This is a genomic window from Paenibacillus sp. LBL (genome assembly GCF_029893715.1).
Lineage (GTDB): Bacteria > Bacillota > Bacilli > Paenibacillales > Paenibacillaceae > Paenibacillus_AQ > Paenibacillus_AQ glucanolyticus.
On record NZ_JARXYU010000019.1, the window covers coordinates 14,791 to 34,216 of the forward strand.

Consider the following 19,426-nt stretch of genomic DNA (forward strand, 5'->3'; position numbering starts at 1 on the left):
GCTTCCGGCTTAACGTTATTCACCTGCATCACCTGTCTTCACTCGAATTTGCGGTTAATTCATTCATGAACTCTTTCATGAGAAGTTGGATGAAGAATCCCCCGACAACGGAACGATTCTGGAAATTCATCTGCCTGCCGGAGATCGTGTCATACCAATCCGTTACCGGAACGCGAGCGGAGGTCTCATTCATGAAATCCCATAAAGGCGAGATCAATGATTGGAACAACTCCGGCGTAGTGCTCATAGAGGCACACCATACCAGCCAATCGGATTTTGTATACGTATCGCGGCTGTCCAGCGGATAGCCATACCGGTTCTGTTGCTGCTGGTAATATGCCAGCTCTTGAACCGCAACCTCTTCAGGAAACAGGTGCAAACCAAGCAGGCGGTCCCACACCAGATTGTATTTCATGCTCCATGAATCGTTCGGACTGTCAAAAGTCAGTTTATAGTGATCTCCGGCATCAGCCATGGCTACCCATTCATTGGCCATCTTCTGCGCGGCTTCAAGGTAAACGGCTCCTTCCTGCAAATTGAGTTTGTCGCACATATACGCATAAGCAGCAATGCCCAAAATCGCCTTAATGGAGAGGTTGGCGTTGTGTGCCAAATGTCCGGCAAAATCATCGGTACACAGCTGATTTTCAGGATCAAGTCCGTTCTGAAGTAAATACCCCGCCCATTTCGTAAGAAGACCCCAGTGTTCCCGGGCAAACTCCGCATTTCCCTCATACTTGCTCACCGCCGCAGCCATCAAGAGCATGTTCCCGCATTCCTCAATCGGCATTTGGTATTCAAGCTTGTTCTCGCCGTAAACCTGTCCGTTAGCCTTAGGATAAGTCCCTGCGTCATGCGGGGCAAAATCAAACGTCCAATCACGGCTCATGGCATATCTATAAATCGGACGCATCATGCCTTTAATCAATTCAGGGTTATATCGAAGGAACAACGGAATCGACGGGTAGCTGACATCGACGGTAGCAATGCATCCATTACTGAAATTCTCTTTGGAGAAAAATAGAACAGATCCCGCTTCATCGGTTACCAATTTATGCGCGGCAATCGCCTGTCTGTACGTTAACGCCAGGATATCCCTATACTTCTCACCGCCTGCGGCTTGGCTCTCGGTCAGCAGTTCCCGATTAAAGCGATCACATCTTCGCTGGATCTCTTCATATTGCTGGGCGCTCATTAACAGCATGTCTCGGAACGTTAACCCGTTTCGTTTCCAGTACGCATCCAGCGGTTTGTGAAAATATTCGATAGCGTGAACATCGTCATACGCAAGCATCAGGTACTGAGTCACTGGCTCTTCCTGGATGACACCCATATCAATCTCTGCTGCCATGATCGGCATGTTATCGGAAACAGCTCTCGGCTTCTGAGTATCATCTTCCGCTGGTAATTGACCGCTTAGAACATACGACTCGCGAGTTGATGCGGAATGAATGACCGTCTGGATACGAGGCGTTCGAGGAACCGCCAAATAGACGTATCCCCAATCGATTCTCGTATCGTCTCCGGCAAGTTTTAGAACCGGCTGTTCCACGGTGCCCATCGACATGGCATTCCATTGCCCATCCATCACATGATGCTCCCAAGTCACCTGTTGATCCGGTGTATGTACACACCATTCGCCTGTCACATCGAAATAGATTTTCACTTGATGTGATGCTCCATCCATAGAACGAACCTCATACGTCACATAGGTGACCGGCCTTGATAACACATCGAGATCATCCAGCAATAGAGGTGTGGTGAACCGAACCTGAAGCTCGATGCCTTCCCCCTGGAATGTATACCGGGTGGTTACTGGCTGACCGTCAGATCGGTTTGATCAAGCGTCTCAGGTTCTTGGAAATGGGTTGAATCCTGCATACCCACTCTCCCCATAAAGCGTCGGGTCTTCCCATCAATGATCGCAAGTCCCACCATACCATGGATCTTGTTCGTCCAATGCCGGGTATGATCATCGTACAGTTGATCCGCAGCGGACCATACGCTGAAATAAGGATCTACGGTTACCAGAGGTACGGACGGAGGTCTAAAAGGTCTGAAATTCGTTGTCATCTACCTTCAACTCCTTTAGTTTATTCTTCATGACGCCAAGGATCTCCTTGCGATTGGGAACATAATACGGCGAAAGGCCTCGCCCTCCTTGTGCGTCAAGGTGCTGCGAAGCCTTTTGAGGTTTGCCGGACTCCCTTATTAAGGGAAGTCATGATTACGGTCAGTTCGGCATTTGGACAGTCACTACTTCTTTTCCTTGCAGATTTTCGTTCGTGAACTGCATGGCTTTCTCATATCCGGTGTTTCGGAGCTGCTCGCGAAGGTCGTTAATGATGCTCATCGAAGCTACATCCGATTTGGCAAACACTGCTTCCTTCCAGGCATCTCCCATTCGATCCATCGAAGGTTTCAACATCTCCCATTCCGGTGCTTTCGTAATCACATCACCCGGATTATACGCTGTAATGACATGAATACCGTTCGGACGGAGGATTTTGCGAGCTTGCTCCATGGCATCAAGCCGTTCCTGTTCGGCCCAGATATCTCCCCCGGCAGCGGAATTAATACGGTCCAGACCCGTCAGTGATTCAAGGCCGATGCTGATACCCTCGTTCTTGCGTTGCTTCATGTTGGTGTCCGTGCTGAATTTGTCAAACCATTCTTGATTGGCAGCAGGCTTGCCGTCCTTCATGTCCCAGTGGACGCCCTGCACCCCGTACCGGGCCAGCATGAAGCCTTCGTCCGAAGCCATGAAATCGAGAAATTTCAACGCTGCGTCCACGCAGGCGCCCTTGCAGTTCTTCGTGATGGCTGTCACGTTATTGCCTTGAATACCAAGATCCACCGGCCGGTTCGGCTCAACGTCCGCACGCTCCAACGGACCGAGTGGAATGTAGTCGCTTCCTGGATGGGAGGTGACATATTCCTTGGAGGCGTCCAGTATAGCCGGGTAATGCGCGGCTAGGATGGCGATGCGACCTTGATTGATTTTCTCCTTGGCGATCGGATCTGTCTGAGTAAAGGCTTCAGGATCCAACAGCCCTTCCTCGACCAGCTTACGATAGAATAGCGTGTATTCTTCATAGCCTTTGGTGAAGAAGTCACGTTCTACCGTTCCATCGCCTTTGTCAACATAGCTGGCCCCTGAGTAGAACATGGTGTTGCCGATACCCACGGCCCAGCCGTTGCTGAACCCGCCAAGCGGAAAGACCGGCTGGCCGTTCTCCTGCAGCTTGGCGTCCTTGATTTTTTTGAGGAAGTTATAGAAATCCTCCTTCGTCACGACAGACTGCGGATCGACGCCGACCTTCTCGGCGATGTCCTTGCGAACGTAGAAGCCGTAGAGCCAATCCATGCCGTCCTCGTTGGTCGCAGGCTGATTTTGGAGGAGTAAATATTTTTTGCCGTCATAAGCATCAATCGCTTTTTCGTATAATGCAGGCGGTACATTTTCTTCCGCTATGGATTTGGACAGATTCGGGTAATCCTTCAATTTGTCGGATATATCAACCAATTGTCCTTCCTTGGCCGCCTTGATGATGCCGTCCAGCTCCCCTCCCCATGCGGGACCGGTATAAATATCCGGTAAATCCTGCGTGGCGAAGATCTGGTTGACCTTCTCCGTCTCACTGCCTTTGGTATATTCCCACTGAAGGGTAACACCGGTCTTCTCCTTAATGACTTCCTCCACAGGAGTTATCGTATCGGAGCCGTTGGAACCGTTCCAATTGTGCAGTATTTTGAGTTTGTATGAATTCTCTCCTTCAGCGCCTTCTCCGTTATCTCCGTTCCCTGATGAATTCGTGCAGCTGATCAACAAACCGCTTACCATGATGGACACGAGCAATAGGGATATGCCTTTCGACCAAATCCTGTTCAAACCAATCGCCTCCTGGAATATGGATTTCCATGATCTTGTTACAAGCCTTTGCAAATTCCGGGTCAGGATGACCTAACCTTTAACCGAACCGATCATAACCCCCTTTACGAAATACCGCTGCAGAAATGGATAAATACACAATATCGGGAAGACCGTGATGACAAGCAAGGCCATGCGGAGCGATTCTGGCGTTGCGCCTGCGCCGCTGGTACCTCCAATCGTCTGTCCGCCCTGCTGGGCTGCGCGCTGCATCGAATTGGATAGCGCCTCTGCTTCCGTCAGCATTTCTTGCAATAGAGTCTGCACCGGAATCAAATCCTTGTTGGATACGTAATAAGCACCCGAGAACCAGTCATTCCAATGCGACACCCCGATAAAGAGCGAGATGGTGGCCAGTACCGGCCCGGAAAGAGGCAGTATAATCCGCAGGAAGATTTGAAAATCGCCATACCCGTCGATGCGGGCCGATTCCTCCAGTTCCTCCGGGATCCCTTGCAGAAACGTCCGAATGATGACGATATGCATGAAATTGAACAGCATGGGCAGCACGTATACCCAGAAGCTGTTGATCAGATGCAGTTTCTGAAGCGTAATGAAGAACGGGATGAACCCGGCACTGAAAATCGTAGGCAAAAAGATATAAAAGGTGAAAAAGGAACGGCCCGGCAGCGTCTTTTTGGAAAGCGCATAGGCCATAAGCGTAGACAGGACCACATGCAGGAAGGTTCCCAGCACGGTGCGCATGAGCGTAATTTGATACGCTTTCCAAATGCGGGCGTTATCGAACACCTGGGCATAGTTTTCAAGCGTAAATTTACGAGGAAGGAAATAAATCGCCCCCTGCATCGAATCCTTGCCGTCATTCAGGGAATAAGCCAGGATGTAAATAAACGGGTAGATCATGGAGAAACCAACCAAAGCAAGAAAGGTATAGTTCACGATTGAGAACAGGGACCATTTGCGTTTCATAACGTCACCTCCTTAGAACAGGGATACATCACTGACTTTGCGGGCGATCCGATTGACGGTCAGAACCAGGATAAGCCCGATAATGCTTTGGAACAGTCCGACAGCCGCGGCGTAGCTGAGACGCCCTTCCCGGATACCGGAGTTGATCGCGTGCACGTCGAGTACGCTGCCCATGCTCGCGGTTGCAGGTCCATTCAGGAGGAGCAGCTGCTCATAACCCGCACTCATCAGATTGCCTACGGCGAGAATGAATAATATGATGGCCACATTGCGGATACCTGGAAGGGTTATGTGCCACATCTGCCGAAATCGGCCTGCGCCATCCATCTTGGCAGCCTCGTACAGCTGCTGATCGATACCCGCAATGGCGGCCATAAAGATAATGGAATTCCAACCGATGTTCTTCCAGATATCGGAGCCCACAATCATCTGATAGAACCAGGTGGGGTTGTTGAGAAACTGGATCGATTCCGTTCCTAATGAACCCAGTAAGTCATTGACCGGACCACCATACGGAGTAAGCAGTCTTTGCATTAACGTGACCACCACGATCCAGGATACGAAGTACGGCAAGTAAGATAGGGTCTGAATCGTCTTCTTGAATTTCAGTTTCCGGACTTCATTTAACAGGAGTGCAAGAATGATCGGCATCGGAAATCCGATCAGCAGCTTCATGAGGCTGATGATGACGGTGTTGCGGATGATGTCGCCGGATTGATAATAATTGAAAAATTGTTCAAAGTACTTGAAGCCTGCCCATGGACTCCCCGTGAATCCGCCGACAAAGGTATAATCCCTGAAGGCGACTTGAATTCCATACAGAGGCACGTAGGAGAACAGGAAAAACCAGACAATGCCGGGCAGCATGAACAAATAGAAAAGCTTGTGCTGCCAGATTCGCTTCATCAATCGATGGTTTGTTATTCGTTGCTTAATCACATTCCCACCTCTCCTTTCTCATGGGGGGCGGATAGTCGCCCCTGCTTATACCTGCGGTAATTTTAATCGCAGCGTGATGATTTGAAATGGCGTGAAGGCTAATGCGATCTCCGATGACTCGGCAATCGGAAGCGGTGAAAGGATGTTCTCCATCAGATCAGCCATCCAGGCTTCGAGTGCCTGGAATCCAAGCCGGAGGGCCGCTTTGGCATGAGTTCCGGAAGTTTCATACAGCCGGATGATGATGTCTTCGCCATCCTCGGCTTTCTTGACGGATTCCACCATGATGTACGGATGGTCCGGCTCCAGAAATGCTGTCGTATAAGGCAATTGTCCGTTCTCCGGATCGGGCGGAGATGACATGGAAACCGTTCGAAGCGGGATGTTCAGTTCATGACCTCTTCGATAGACTTCGGCCTGCACATGGTTTCCTGGATGCGGATATAACGAATACGTGAACGCATGTTCTGCACGATCCGCTGCCGGATCCGGATAGGAGCTGCTGCGCAGCAAGTTCAGATCCAGCACGTTCTCGATGACCCTATGGCCATACTTGCAATCATTGAGCAGTGCGACTCCATAATCCGGTTCGGACAAGTCGATCCATTGATGTGCGCATATCTCATCTTTCGCGAAGTCCCACATCGTATTGCGGTGAGTCGGCCTGCTCAAGCTGCCGAACTGGATCTCGCAATGGACCTGATCGGCACGGATATGAACCGGAAAAGAGGTGCGCAGCATTTTACCGTCTTCTCTCCAGTCCACGCGGGTCTCGAAATCAATCCGCCGGCTGCCCTCTGTCAGAACTACGGTTTGGGAGAGCGAGGACTCCCCGTAGCTGTATTCGAAGAACAGCCCGATTCGTGGACCATCGCGAAGCTCGCGGATGCGGCGCAGAGTTAACGGCATGCCCGGATTTACTGCATAGTCATGACGGAAATCCCAAGCGTCCCCATTGTCATGATAGACGCGAAGGTCATTGCCCAGACGGCCTTGCGGGATGACTTCACGAGCCTCGGCTTTATCCAGAATCGAGAGGATGGCACCGTTTTGATCAAATTGCACGATAAAGGTATCGCTCTCTATGCTGTGTCCTTCAGCTGTAACACGTATTCCCGAACCCCAGGTTTCCGGAACCATCTCAATGCTGGACGCTGCTTCATCCTCTGAGCTTTGATCAACTCCATCTGCGATCACGGTATAGCCCATAGACGGAACCCGCACTTTGCGCCATCGTCCTTCCATGTGAAGCCATTCCTCTCGTGTCCAAGGCAGTGAATTGAATACGACGATCCTTGTGGAGCCATCGTCTTGAGATGTAATGTGATCGGCTAATAAGCTGTAGGTGTCCGTGATCATGGCTTCTGTCTGCTGTAATAGTTCCTCATACCGTATGAGCGACTCATCGTACACACGCTGGATGGAAGAGCCCGGAAGGATGTCATGGAACTGATAGAGAAGCACTTCCTTCCAGATCGTCTCCAGCAGCTCGGATGGATAAGACCGTCCTAACCGGGCGGCCGCCAATACGGAGGCGAACTCCAATTCGCGCAGCGCTTTCTCCATCTTGCGGTTATACCGCTTGCTTCTAGCCTGACTGGTGAGGGTACCTTGATGCTTCTCCAGATAAAGCTCGCCGCGCCAAGTCTGGAATCTCGCCCGCTCTTCATTCAGCCGTTCGAAGAATTTCCACGAAGGCTCCTGCGTGACGGGGGACAGGCCCAGCAGGTTCTTCTCTCGTGACAGCCGCTCCAGATGCTCCTCACCGGGACCACCGCCACCGTCTCCGATCCCGAAGAGCATCAGCGCATGACCGGATACATTTTTATCCAAGTACTCTCGCTCTGCCTTCACGATGGAACGCGGAGCCGCTGGACTGTTGTAGGTATCCTCGGGCGGCATATGCGTCAATACGGCCGAGCCGTCGATCCCCTCCCACAGAAAGGAATGGTGCGGATACCGATTGTATTCGCTCCAGGAAAGCTTTTGGGTCATCATGTAATCGACGCCGGATTTCTTCAATATTTGAGGCAAGCTGGCGGAGTATCCGAACACGTCTGGCATCCAGAGCGACTTCATCTCCAGACCGAATTCCTGCTGAAAGTAACGTTTGCCGTATAAAATCTGGCGCACCAGAGATTCGCCCCCGGGTACATTGGTATCCGACTCCACCCACATGGCACCTTGGGGTTCCCATCTGCCTTCGCGTACCCGCTCCTTAATCTGGGCATACAGCTTGGGATAACGCTGTTTGATCCACTCGTACAGTTGGGGCTGGCTTGCGCCGAACACATAATCAGGATAGCGTTCCATCATGCGCAGCGCGGTTGAGAACGTTCTGGCTCCTTTACGGATCGTCTCCCGGATCGGCCATAACCAGGCTAAATCGATATGCGCATGGCCAACGGCGCTGATCGTGAGGACATGATCGCCTCCCTGCAAGCTCAGCTGCTCACCCAATCGTTTTTTCGCTTGCTCTAAGCACTCTTCTGAAAACTCTGCCAGCAGCATAGAGACGTCATAGAGCGTCTGATACATCCTCTCCTTGCGGGCGCTTCCGTCAGGAAGCTGCTCTGCCGTTTCCAAGAGCACCTCCGTATCGTAGTAGAGGCTTCGGATATCCTCCCGGCTGACCGCAATCACTGCCTCTTTCAATGTTCCTCCCCGGTAGTTACCGAATAAATCGTTATTGCCCCCATCAGCCCACACTTCAATTTCCTGCCCGTTCATAAACATCTCATGAAGCTGGACAACACGCTTGCCGGGGAGCCCTAATGAAAAATCGAATTCAGAATTAACGGTGGTCAATCCTTGTACAGGTGATCCTTCTTGATCGACCAAACACAGCTCACCGCTCACATCCAGCAGCAGGACAACGTTTTCGCTTGGGCTAGCTTCCGGAATCCTGCCTGAAAATCGAAACCAGGCACAGTCCCACAACAATCCCCATCGCTCTCCATGAGCGAGTGTAACTTCCGTGCCGGACATTCGCTCTTCGTAAGTTACCGGCTCGGGAGTCACCCATGCCGTCACGTCCAACTCGGCAACCGGCTTATAAATGGCCTCCCGAAGTTTATCCAACATCTGTTTTAACGGCTCTCGTCTGATCGGTTCGTATGGCATGATGATCAACTCCTCTCTATTACATCAATCTGTTGCAGGATCAGGAGTTAGGAGCCCAATTGACATGAAGCTCTGCATTGTTCTCGTTCCCATGCTCGTATCGAAGAAGCACCGTCCTCGACTCTGGATCCCACTCCCAGATCGCAGGTATCGCTTGATCTTGGACCATATAGTGGGCGGATATCGGTTCGGCCGGACAATACAGCCGCGCTGCTGCCTGCATGTTGGCCGGACCTTTTGCTACAAATCGGAATCCTGCGGCGGATTTGGACAGACCTTCTATGCGGGAGGAAGCAGCCATGACGAATACTTCCCCAACTGGTGGACGTCCGGCTTCAACATCATAGAGCAGTGCTTGTTCTCCGGCATTTAAAGCCACCTGGCGCAGAACAGGCAGTTTCGAGTCAAACAAGTCAACAACCGGGCCTGGAATGACCAGCCGTTCATCGTTGACCGATTCATCCAGCGCAGAGGCGATAATGTAAGGCCCACGTTTGATCTTAAAATACGGCTTCGGATGCCATTGGAGATCTGGCCCGTGAAGGGTCTGAAGTGTTTCTTTCACGGACTGGCGCAGGCGGTCAGCCCCTGTCTTGGATAGGGAGAAGCTTGCCGGATGCTCCTCCAGCCAGCAAACCGCTCCTTTTCCTATCCGATGAACGCCCTCTCCCATCCCCTCAAGGCCAAGCTGTTCAAACAAATGCGCTCGAGGGGAGATGTACGTCGTTTCGTTATCTCCCACTTTGCTGTCCTTGCCGTTATAGTTCCACCATCCACGAATGCCGTGATAAGGGTCACTGTCATCGCCGACGTAGATTAACGCCCCGCCATCGTGCACCCACTGCGCAAGTGCATAATGAATGTCCGGATACTCCGGCTTGATGAATTCATAACTCAGCACAAGCGCGCGATAGGATGCCAGGTAACCCGGATACCGCCTCACATTATCGAGCTGGAGCGGACGAACCGGAATTCCGTGTTTCAGCAGCGGCAGCGCAAGACCGTAAAAAGGGGAGAAATCCAGCAGCTCCGTATCGCCATTCTCCTGGAACCCCTCAGGATCCGTTCCATCGTATTTACCGGCTTCGGGTGCTTTCGGGTCGGGCTTCATCCGCTGAAACATTGCAGAGTCTGCGATCAGAACACCCACTTGTAACGATTCGCCTTCTGTTTCAATCACATCTTGGTCCATATTGCCGAGCGTGTGCATGACCTGCAGCAGCGTTGTTGCATAGTCAGCCGGGATATGCTCCTTGCCAGAGCCATGATCAGATGGATAAGTTCCTTTAAAGATTCTTCGCGGCCAAGGTGAGACTTCGTAATGGGCGACACCCGGATGCAGAAGCGAGGCAACAACGGTCTTCAAATAGTTCTGTTTGTAATCCGTCCAGGTGTGATTCGGATTATCTTCGATCGGATCATGCAAGAACCACATGCGCCGGTCCGTTCCCCGCACCAGCTCCTGCATGACGCCGTATTCAAGGTAAGCGGTTTCAAATGTGCGTTCCTTGCGCACCCCTTCATACACATTGGGGGTCCTCGATGTACCCGTCCAGATTTGGGCGATATAGCCGTCGATGGATGGAAGCTCAAGGAGCCCGGATTGGGGACTGACAATTCGCCACTGCGTATAATTGATCAGGCTATGGGTCGGGACATAGAACCGAAGCACGCGGCCGTAGCGTCTTAACGCATAATCCTTCATCTCGGCACATAAGCGGTCCAGAACGCGGGTATATAAATACGCTTTCAATTTCGAAGCCCGATATTGTGCATCAGGCGATGCGTGAGGCGGAATCCACGGTTCTTTGTAATACAACTGCCACTCCCGTTTGAAAGCCTCTGAATATCCCCCGTTCACCCAGAATTCAGGCTCCTCCAGATGGATGGCCTCCACGCCGGCATCAACGGCAATGCGTATTCGATCTGCTATATAGCGGCCGAAGGAAATGGTGGGCACCATGTAAGGAATAACCGGCTGATCGCCGTGAAGGATCATCTCCCCGTGACGGTCCATTTGGGCTTCATCCCAATGCGAACGGCCATCAACCTCGCCATCCAGGTAGCTGTTGTATGTTCCCCAAGCGACTCCTGTCATCAGATGGACGACGTATCCTTTTTCCTTCCATGTCTGAATACGTTCCGGCATCGTATCATCAATCCCGTAGACCATCACAAAGTCGGTCTGCAGATCATAATCGGGATGATACGCAGCCGATTCCTGAAATCCGGTCCGTTCTTCCTTTCGATCTCTTGTCACATGCTTAGCCTCCCTGCTCGTGTTGGATATGGGTTGCGTGTATGATTATCCATCATTTTCTAGAATATAATATATAATATTAATATATTCAATATGTTTTTTATATCAGCATGAAAAAAGCCTTCTCCGCTTTTATACGGAAAAGGCTGTTCTTCTTCGAGCATATCAGGTTTTGGGAACGGTCCCCGAGGTTTGACGTATCACCAGTTCGGGTTCGATCAACACTTTGCTGTAACTCTTCATTTCTCCTTGGTCACGCAATATGTCCAGCAGCTTGCTGGCCGCCCGGTATCCCATATCCCGCTCGAATTGCTTAACATGTGTAAAGATGCTGAATTCCTCCACGATGGAAGTGGGGTCATCGAAGCTTACAATCGATACATCTTCCGGTACGCGTAGTCCCGCTTGCTTCGCCATCTGATAGATCTGCACACCCAATCTTCCGTTAAGCGATATGTATGCCGTCACCATTCTGTTTCGGATATAGCGGTATAAGGGGTGGGCTTCCGCATCCTTCAGCACGCTGAGCGGCTTGAAGTCCGTAATCATATGAGCTGGATTGATTAGCGCTCCCTTGTCTTTCAATCCGTCCATATACCCTTCGATCCGCTCCTGTACCGTGACGGTTTGAAGCGGAGAATCCGAGCAGATGGCAATATCCCGGTGACCAAGCTCCCACAGATGCTCAACCGCGAGCCTTGTGCCGATTCTTCCATCGGCCGCAATATAATGTGTCTCGACTCCGGGCAAATACCGGTCCATGAGTATAAACGGAAAACCGGATAACTTCATGCCGAGTATCTCTTCGTTATAATTCTCCTCATCAACCGGGAAGATAAGCAGTCCTTCTGCGCCCAGCGCTTTCAGTTCTTTAATGGCGTTCTTTTCCTTATCAAGCTTCCCGTCAGTCAACATGATCATGCTGCGATAGCCTTTCTCATTCAGAGCTTGCTCAATGCCATCAATGAGCCTGATGGCAAAATAATCATGGATGGTCGGCATAATCACGCCAACCAATCCGGTTGCTGTTCCCTCCCTCCCCTTAATCGCAACCGCGGCCGTTGATGTCGCCGGCGGGATATCCGCTTCTTCCGCTACAAAACTGCCTTTGCCCGGCACGCGGGCAATCAATTTTTCATTCGCTAATCCCGTTAAGGCATTCGCCACCGTGATTTTACTGACATGGAACTGATCCATCAGTTCCTTCTCTGTCGGTATGCGATCACCGGGCTTCATATTTTCTGATGCTATAACGTGTCTGATATAGTCCTGGATTTGTTGATACAACGGAATACGATCATTTGCACTCATTCTAATCACATCACCAATTCATTCATAATATTTGAAATATATAATATATCCTTACACATACAAGCGCAATAAACAAGCGTGAGCATATCCGCATTTAGAAACGTCATAACCCCGTTATCATCCTCTTTGTTATAAATGACTGATTCCCAAGAACGGTAGGAAGTTTTGTCAAATCCCTTGAAAAGTTATATTTGTATATATTTAATATGTGTTGTGATGCGATGTGTTACATGGCCAACCAGCCGCAAAAGGAGGACAGATGTTGCAGATACACACGCTCCAATTTTAAACCATAACAAGGAGTGAATTCGCCATGGCTCGTAGATTCACGCTTCTCTGTTTAGCCTTCCTCTGCGCTTTTTCTTTAACCGCTGGCGCAGCCTACGCTTCCGATGCGGATGTACAATCCGCTAAACCTGACGGCTCCACAAAACGCGAACTGCCAAGTTTCAAGAAGCCGAAGCATCTGGACGTTGCCGATATTTATGATGCGCCAGGTGATGTCAAATTGCTGCTAGGAACCTTGCAGGGAATCGTTAACAGGGAACAACCCCGAATCTATCTGATTGAATCCCAGGAAGAAGGCAAATGGACCTGGCTTGAGGATATGGACGTGCCTTACACGCTTCATCCAGATTATTGGGAAGTGTTCTCTGCTTATCGCAGCGAAGCCAAAGGCATGATTGTATATGATCCTGAGGTACCTGATACGATTAATGTCGCTACCACGCTCGCAGGACTGAAGAATGCCGTGGTTGCCAGCCCGGAGCTGGCCGTCAAATTGTCGAAAGCTCCGTATAAATTGAAGATCCTTGATGATCTGCGAGGTCAATTCGATAATCGGATTGACGCTTACACCTGGCAGTATGAGAACCTGTGGAAGCAGACGACACATCAGATGTTAATCGGACTTGATCCGGATACAGCGATTCGCATTCCTCCAGGTCTTCCTGAATCATTTGTTACGATTGCCGAGGAGAAGGAGCAGGTTCGGGATGCAAGCAATCGGAATACGTATTCACTCGACCTGTCCTCTCTCCTAGGAACATCAGCAGTTTATCTTCGCTTTGATGATGCCTTCACCCAGGATGGTTGGGGGCCTGCGGTACACGAAGTAACGGTCAAAGCTGACGGCACAGAGATTGCGCACTTCATTGCAGGATCCCCGGAAGAAGAAGCCTATCTCTATGACAGACAGAATTCCAAATTTGCCGAAGGTCAAGGCGGTCACCGCTTCGCCGACAACGGCAATTATTTTGTATATAAATTCTCCCCTCCTGCCGGAACGAAGAGCTTGACCGCCGAAGTGGATATGTGGAACCAGTACAAGGTTTCAGCCGGGAATATTCAGCCACCCTCCGCCGAGCAGCGTGAACCTTATGCGTATTTAAGAGATTACGCTGTCGCCAATAAAGCAATGGTATTCTGGCTGGATTCCAACGTGCCTGAGCAGAAAGCGCTCTTCGAGAAAATCATGTCTGATGTCAAACCGGGTACCCCTTATCTCGGCTGGTTCAGCAATGATGTAGAAGGCGAGTTCAGCTCGGTCGAGATTGCGTCCCGTTATGGCGTTTATGTTCTGGCGGCGGATTGGTTCAGCAATCTGACTGTTTTCTCGGGAACCAAGCCGAATTTCAAATTGGCGAAAACGCCTCCCCGGCCCGCCCTTGAGAACAAAATCTATGTGACCTATACCTTTACCGAAGGCGATAATTTTCAGTATAATCAGCATCGCATGCGCGTGATGTGGGATGATCCGGCCAGAGGCAAAGTTCCGATTAACTGGACTTCCAGCCCGCTGCTCTACGAGGGTGCCCCTGCGATATTGAATTATTATCTGAACACGGCAACCGAGAACGATCTGCTGATTGCAGGACCTTCCGGTGCCGGCTACTTCTATCCGGGTCCGTGGCCTGATGCAAGCTTCCGGCCATTCCTGCAGCAGACAGAACAATATTTGAAAAAGACAGGAATGACGATCCCTTACGTGCTGAATCGGGTTGACGGTCAGAACATCCCGCTCACCCCGTTTAAAGCATCCGCTTACGAGAAGGATTATAAGGCGCCCGGCCTTTTCATTAGCTATGAAGACAACTATGGGATAGAAATCCTTGGCGGGAGCATGCCCGTCTCTACGATTCGCGGCATTAGCACGGCGCAAGACGGATTAAAGGTCCTTCAAGAAGCGAAAGCGAATTGGGACGGCAAATCGCCGCTGTTTATTTCCTTCGGCTTGCTCGCATGGAGCATGACCCCATCCGATGCACTGGCGCTTACCGAGCAGCTCGGAACGGATTTCAAAGTGGTCCGTGCCGATCATTATTTCTCCTTAATACGAGAAAGCTACAACTTGCCGGCTGCCAAGTAGTTGGTGGCTTACTAGCACTCAGGAAAATTCATAGAGGCGTCCTAACCTGAGAAATCGGGTTGCGACGCCTTTTGTACATGGTGCTTATTACGATACACACCTGCCAAACATGGCAACGGCATTTTCGGAGATATACTTAATATCATTAATTATATTTAATTAATCATGTTAACTATAAATAATTAATCTCATTAATTATAATAGTTAATTACATTAACTATTGATGTAATGTCCTCCTTAATAGTTTGATTCCATCCATTCAGCGCCCTTTCTGATGGAACTGTGACCTGGTTTTGAGATGCTCAATGTACAGGCGCGATGCAAGCGTGCCTGTTTCTTTTTTTGCCCAGCCAGGTTGTAGCCCATGATTCCAATAATTATTTCTTGGGTAATCGCAAAAACCACACACATTCGACATAAGGCATGTCGTTGCTCAGCAATGAACCATCCGTCATACTCACTGAGCCAGCAGATACTGGTTCGTATTGGCTCACATAACGGATGGGATAAGAATACTCCTCCAGCCTTCGTACATAAATTTCAGCAAATGGTAAATACTCACTGTATTGAATTAGCATGTATTCCCACACATGGAGACTAGTATAATGCCCACTAGCAAAAAGATATCCATCATCGACGTTTTCTTTATCATGCTGCTTTCCTTAGGGATTACCAACCATGTCATCTTGATTCCGCTGCTGCTGCAGGCCGCAAGCCGTGATGCGTGGATGGGCACGATTGTGACCATGATTCTTCACATCGGCTGGGTGTATATTCTCTACTTCATCATGAAGCGAACCCACAACCAATCCATATTTGCCTGGTTTCAAGAGCATTTTGGTAAGACGGTTGGCCGGATATTCATTACCATCTCAAGTTTCTACTTTTTTGTAATGGCGATGGTCATATTAAGAGAAACCACAACGTGGATCAGGGTCACGTACTTGCCTCAAACTCCCAAAATGGTTGTTTCGTTGGTCATTGTGCTGTTATGCGTGTATGTGACCTATAACGGAATTCGTTCGATAGCCATCATATCCGGAATTCTGCTGCCCATCGTATGGTTATTGGGACATTTTGTGGCTGTATCCAATCTGGAGTACAAAGACTATTCCTTGTTAACACCGCTGTTTGTCGAGGGTTATACTCCCATGCTGAACAGCATGGTCATCGCGGCAGGCGGTTTTATGGAGATGATTGTCCTTATTTTCTTTCAGCATCACATGAAACGCCGGATGAATTATTTTTATATCGTGTTACTGTCACTGCTGTTAGGTGGATTAACACTCGGCCCGTTAATGGGAGCGATCGCCGCATTCGGACCCACTCCTGCCATGCAGGCACGCTACCCAGCATACGATCAGTGGATGCTCGTAACGATCACGAAATATATAACGCATGTCGACTTCTTGGCATTGTATCAGTGGATCTCGGGTGCACTCATCCGAATCTCCCTGTTTCTGTTCATTATCACCGACGGCATGGATCTCAAGAAGCCAAAACACCGGGCTTGGACGTTGTTAGCGCTCGGGGTAACCCTCTCCATACTGACTCTGAATTCTACAATTGATAGACAGATCGAATTATTCGTTCTGGGAAAATATTCGCTGGCTTTCCTCTGTTTTGTTGCATCCTTAACGCTAGTCATTGCTGTCGCTGTTTTAATCAAGGCTAAGAACAAGGGGGGGCAGAAAACATGAAGCACCATAAAATCCGAAATCGAATGCTCCAGCGTCAACCTAAAGCAAGCGGAGATGAAGTGAAATCAGCCCCAGATGCGACAGCAGATGAGGAAAAAGCTGATCTGGAATCATTGAATGAAGAATCTTTGCGTGCCATGTTTTCCTCTTCCGCCGATGTCATCATCACCTCATACCCCGGTAAGGACAAAGGGGCGGTTCCTGTTCTCCTTCTCTATTGCGAAGGAATGATCAATTCGATGGTACTTACGCAGTATGTTCTCCCGAATCTGGAGCATAAGCTGGGGGACTCATCGGAATGGGATGAGCTTTCCAACATGCTGGATAAGTCGATGGAATGGAACCGGGTGGAGCAGCATGTCGAAGTGATGAAGCAATTGTTTGCGGGACGTCTGATTCTGTTCTTTTCAACCCATCAATGCTTTTACTCCATCGACATTGCCAAGATGCCGAAGAGACAGCCGGAGGAGTCTAACACTGAGGTCGCCATCAAGGGTGCTCGAGACGGGTTTACCGAAGATATTAGCACCAATGTGGCACTCATCCGCAAAAGGCTGCGCACCGCCTCGCTGCATCATGAGCGGTCCGTCGTCGGGGTCCGCAGTCAAACCAAAGTATCGCTCCTTTATATTTCCGATATTGTGCGTCCGGAGTTTATCCAGGAAGCCAAGAAACGTCTGGATGAACTTAAAGTCGATGCTCTGGTCACCAGCGGTCAGTTGGAGGAAGGCATCTGTAAGTCATCACTGTCCCTGTTTCCGCTCGTTGATTATATCGGAAGACCCGATTTCGTGGTTGAATGCTTGCTCCGCGGGCGATTTGTTTTTTTGGTTGACGGGTCGCCGATGGCCATCATCGGTCCGTGTAATCTCATCGAGCTGTTAAAATCCCCCGAAGATTCGTATTTCCCGTTTTATTTTGTCACATTCGAACGGTTGCTTCGGTTATTCGGTCTGCTCATCGCCATATTCCTGCCTGGTTTTTGGATCGCATTGACCAGTTATAACATGGACCAGCTCCCTTTCCCGCTGCTTGCTACCGTAACCAATTCCAGATTCGGCCTCCCCTTCTCCGGCCCTATGGAAATATTGATTATGCTGGGCATGTTCGAGCTGTTCCGGGAAGCGGGAATCCGTCTCCCCAAGGCGGTCGGACAGACAATTGCCGTTCTTGGAGGGTTGATTATCGGTGACGCTGCAATACGGGCGGGTCTTACATCGCCTACGATGCTTGTCGTTTCAGCCACGACTGCCGTCGCTACGTTTACCTTGGTCAATCAGACGCTGAGCGGAACCGTTAGCGTCATTCGACTGTACGTGCTTGCATGGTCCTCTTTGCTCGGGATGCTCGGTTTTTTCATAGGGATGATGAGCATCATCGCTTATCTATCCGTATTGGAATCCTTTGGCCTTCCGTATCTTGCCCCCTTGTCGCCGTTAACGCCGAAGGATGTGGTAAGCGCCATTCTTAAGAAGCCTTGGTTATATAGCAAGAGGAGACCGGAAATGCTTAATCCAATAGATGGCACCTCCAAAGAAGGGGATGGATCATGAGATGACGACCTGTATCCGGTTCTTATTGAAAATCGTGTTGGTCCTCCTAACGTTAAACGTCCTCTCCGGTTGCTGGGACATCAAAGAAATTCAGGACATGAATTATATTACAGCCATTGGCATCGATTATGAGGATAAACATTTCGTTGTGTACACACAAATGACGGATTTCACCTCCGTTGCCAAGACAGAGACCGGAAACTCAGGGAAACCCGCTCAAATTTGGACCTCGACCTCGCGAGGCAAGACATTGGATATGGCCATCAATCAACTGTACGATACGGCTCAGCAGCGAACCATCTGGAGCCACATCTCCAGTATCATTATCAGTGAAAAAGTACTGAAAACCCAGATTCTTTCTCAGCTCGATACACTCTCCCGGTATCAGGAAGTCCGTCTGACACCGTGGGTGTTCGGGACTCGGGAGTCCATCGAGGATCTCTTGACGGCGCCGGCGTTTTTTAATCTCTCCCCCTTGAGCACGTTGACCCATGAACCATTGGAGGAGTATAAACAGAAATCGTATATCGTTCCCCTTCGGTACTTCGATTTTTTGGCTCTCATGACCGAGCCTGCCTGCACGGCCTTGCTTCCTAACCTCACCGTGGACAAGGAAACCTGGGAGAAGGACAGAAAACCTAATCCCAAATTACGTGTTGACGGTGTATTTACCATCGTCAAGGACACCATGAGTGCGATCTTGACCAACGATAAACTTAACGGATTACGCTGGGTACAGGCCAACACGAAACGTTCACCCGTTCTGATCATGAAAGATGAAGACTATGCTGGAGTCGTGGTTCTTCAATCGCCCAAGATTCGCAAGGAGTTAAAGATTGTAAACGGGGAGCCTAAATACGAACTCCATGTTAAATTAGACGGAAACGTCGTTGAAGCGCTTGTCGATTTCACCAAGAGCGACTATGAACGGGAAGCCGCAAAGATTGTAAGGCAAGAGATCATCGATACCTTCAGAAATGGGCTGAAAGCGAAAACTGACATTTATAGCCTTGAGCACATTCTGTTTAAACGAGAACCGGGTCTGTGGAAAAAACTGAAGCAAACCTCGCCTCTCATTATAGATGAGGAGTCATTGGCTGTCGTTCAAGTTGATATTCATTTGGACCATGTCGGCATGAAACTGCTGCCGCGTCGGGATTAGGGTCGCCTGAGTTTTACAGCAAAACAAAAAAAGCCAGCCATATTCAGCATCGACGCAGAACAAGCTGGCTTTTTTCATGAAACAATAAGGAAAGGTCCCTTTCTGAATATTGCTAAATACAGCCATGCTTGTATGCAAGACGACTGGCC

Annotated in this window: 10 protein-coding genes and 1 pseudogene; 4 read left to right on the forward strand and 7 right to left on the reverse strand. The window is 49.8% G+C overall.

Annotation, left to right across the window (positions count from 1 at the left end; all coding sequences use genetic code 11):
• Nucleotides 1-28: 28 nt before the first annotated feature.
• The 7 genes and pseudogenes from M2277_RS26790 to M2277_RS26825 all read right to left on the reverse strand — a co-directional run bounded on the left by M2277_RS26790 (nucleotide 29) and on the right by M2277_RS26825 (nucleotide 12,494).
• Nucleotides 29-2,073, reverse strand: a pseudogene (locus M2277_RS26790) (glutaminase family protein).
• A gap of 160 nt (nucleotides 2,074-2,233) precedes the next feature.
• Nucleotides 2,234-3,892: an extracellular solute-binding protein gene (locus tag M2277_RS26800; RefSeq protein WP_280756053.1), complete on the reverse strand. Its 1,659-nt coding sequence runs from the start codon at nucleotides 3,890-3,892 to the stop codon at nucleotides 2,234-2,236.
• A gap of 72 nt (nucleotides 3,893-3,964) precedes the next feature.
• Nucleotides 3,965-4,861, reverse strand: a complete 897-nt coding sequence (locus M2277_RS26805; protein WP_006210615.1) for a carbohydrate ABC transporter permease — start codon at nucleotides 4,859-4,861, stop codon at nucleotides 3,965-3,967.
• A gap of 12 nt (nucleotides 4,862-4,873) precedes the next feature.
• A complete protein-coding gene (locus M2277_RS26810) occupies nucleotides 4,874-5,800 on the reverse strand; it encodes an ABC transporter permease (protein ID WP_006210614.1) in 927 nt (308 codons plus the stop codon).
• 45 nt (nucleotides 5,801-5,845) lie between these two features.
• The gene (locus tag M2277_RS26815; RefSeq protein ID WP_280756054.1) at nucleotides 5,846-8,923 is read right to left on the reverse strand and encodes an alpha-mannosidase; all 3,078 of its coding nucleotides are present in this window, start codon (nucleotides 8,921-8,923) and stop codon (nucleotides 5,846-5,848) included.
• A 40-nt stretch (nucleotides 8,924-8,963) separates the two neighbouring features.
• Nucleotides 8,964-11,183 carry a hypothetical protein gene (locus M2277_RS26820; RefSeq protein WP_280756055.1) on the reverse strand — a complete coding sequence of 740 codons (2,220 nt, stop codon included), beginning with the start codon at nucleotides 11,181-11,183 and terminating at the stop codon, nucleotides 8,964-8,966.
• Between the two features lie 165 nt (nucleotides 11,184-11,348).
• Nucleotides 11,349-12,494, reverse strand: a complete 1,146-nt coding sequence (locus tag M2277_RS26825) for a GntR family transcriptional regulator (protein ID WP_280756056.1) — start codon at nucleotides 12,492-12,494, stop codon at nucleotides 11,349-11,351.
• A 313-nt stretch (nucleotides 12,495-12,807) separates the two neighbouring features.
• On the opposite strand from M2277_RS26825, the gene M2277_RS26830 reads away from it, so the two are divergent.
• From M2277_RS26830 to M2277_RS26845, 4 genes are all read left to right on the forward strand, one after another.
• Nucleotides 12,808-14,862, forward strand: coding sequence for a GxGYxYP domain-containing protein (locus M2277_RS26830; RefSeq protein WP_280756057.1), 2,055 nt, complete (start codon nucleotides 12,808-12,810; stop codon nucleotides 14,860-14,862).
• A 605-nt stretch (nucleotides 14,863-15,467) separates the two neighbouring features.
• A complete protein-coding gene (locus tag M2277_RS26835) occupies nucleotides 15,468-16,562 on the forward strand; it encodes a GerAB/ArcD/ProY family transporter (protein ID WP_063479532.1) in 1,095 nt (364 codons plus the stop codon).
• Nucleotides 16,559-18,115: a spore germination protein gene (locus M2277_RS26840; protein WP_063479531.1), complete on the forward strand. Its 1,557-nt coding sequence runs from the start codon at nucleotides 16,559-16,561 to the stop codon at nucleotides 18,113-18,115. The genes M2277_RS26835 and M2277_RS26840 overlap by 4 nt, the downstream gene beginning before the upstream one ends.
• A 1-nt stretch (nucleotide 18,116) precedes the next feature.
• Nucleotides 18,117-19,277 (forward strand): Ger(x)C family spore germination protein, encoded by a 1,161-nt coding sequence (locus M2277_RS26845; protein ID WP_280756058.1) that lies wholly within the window; start codon nucleotides 18,117-18,119, stop codon nucleotides 19,275-19,277.
• Nucleotides 19,278-19,426 lie beyond the last annotated feature (149 nt).

Bases quoted from the DNA above. Each gene is read 5' to 3' on its own strand.
- M2277_RS26805 (WP_006210615.1), bottom strand. From the start codon at position 4,861: ATGAAACGCAAATGGTCCCTGTTCTCAATCGTGAACTATACCTTTCTT.
- M2277_RS26815 (WP_280756054.1), bottom strand. From the start codon at position 8,923: ATGCCATACGAACCGATCAGACGAGAGCCGTTAAAACAGATGTTGGAT.
- M2277_RS26825 (WP_280756056.1), bottom strand. From the start codon at position 12,494: ATGAGTGCAAATGATCGTATTCCGTTGTATCAACAAATCCAGGACTAT.
- M2277_RS26830 (WP_280756057.1), top strand. From the start codon at position 12,808: ATGGCTCGTAGATTCACGCTTCTCTGTTTAGCCTTCCTCTGCGCTTTT.
- M2277_RS26835 (WP_063479532.1), top strand. From the start codon at position 15,468: ATGCCCACTAGCAAAAAGATATCCATCATCGACGTTTTCTTTATCATG.
- M2277_RS26840 (WP_063479531.1), top strand. From the start codon at position 16,559: ATGAAGCACCATAAAATCCGAAATCGAATGCTCCAGCGTCAACCTAAA.
- M2277_RS26845 (WP_280756058.1), top strand. From the start codon at position 18,117: ATGACGACCTGTATCCGGTTCTTATTGAAAATCGTGTTGGTCCTCCTA.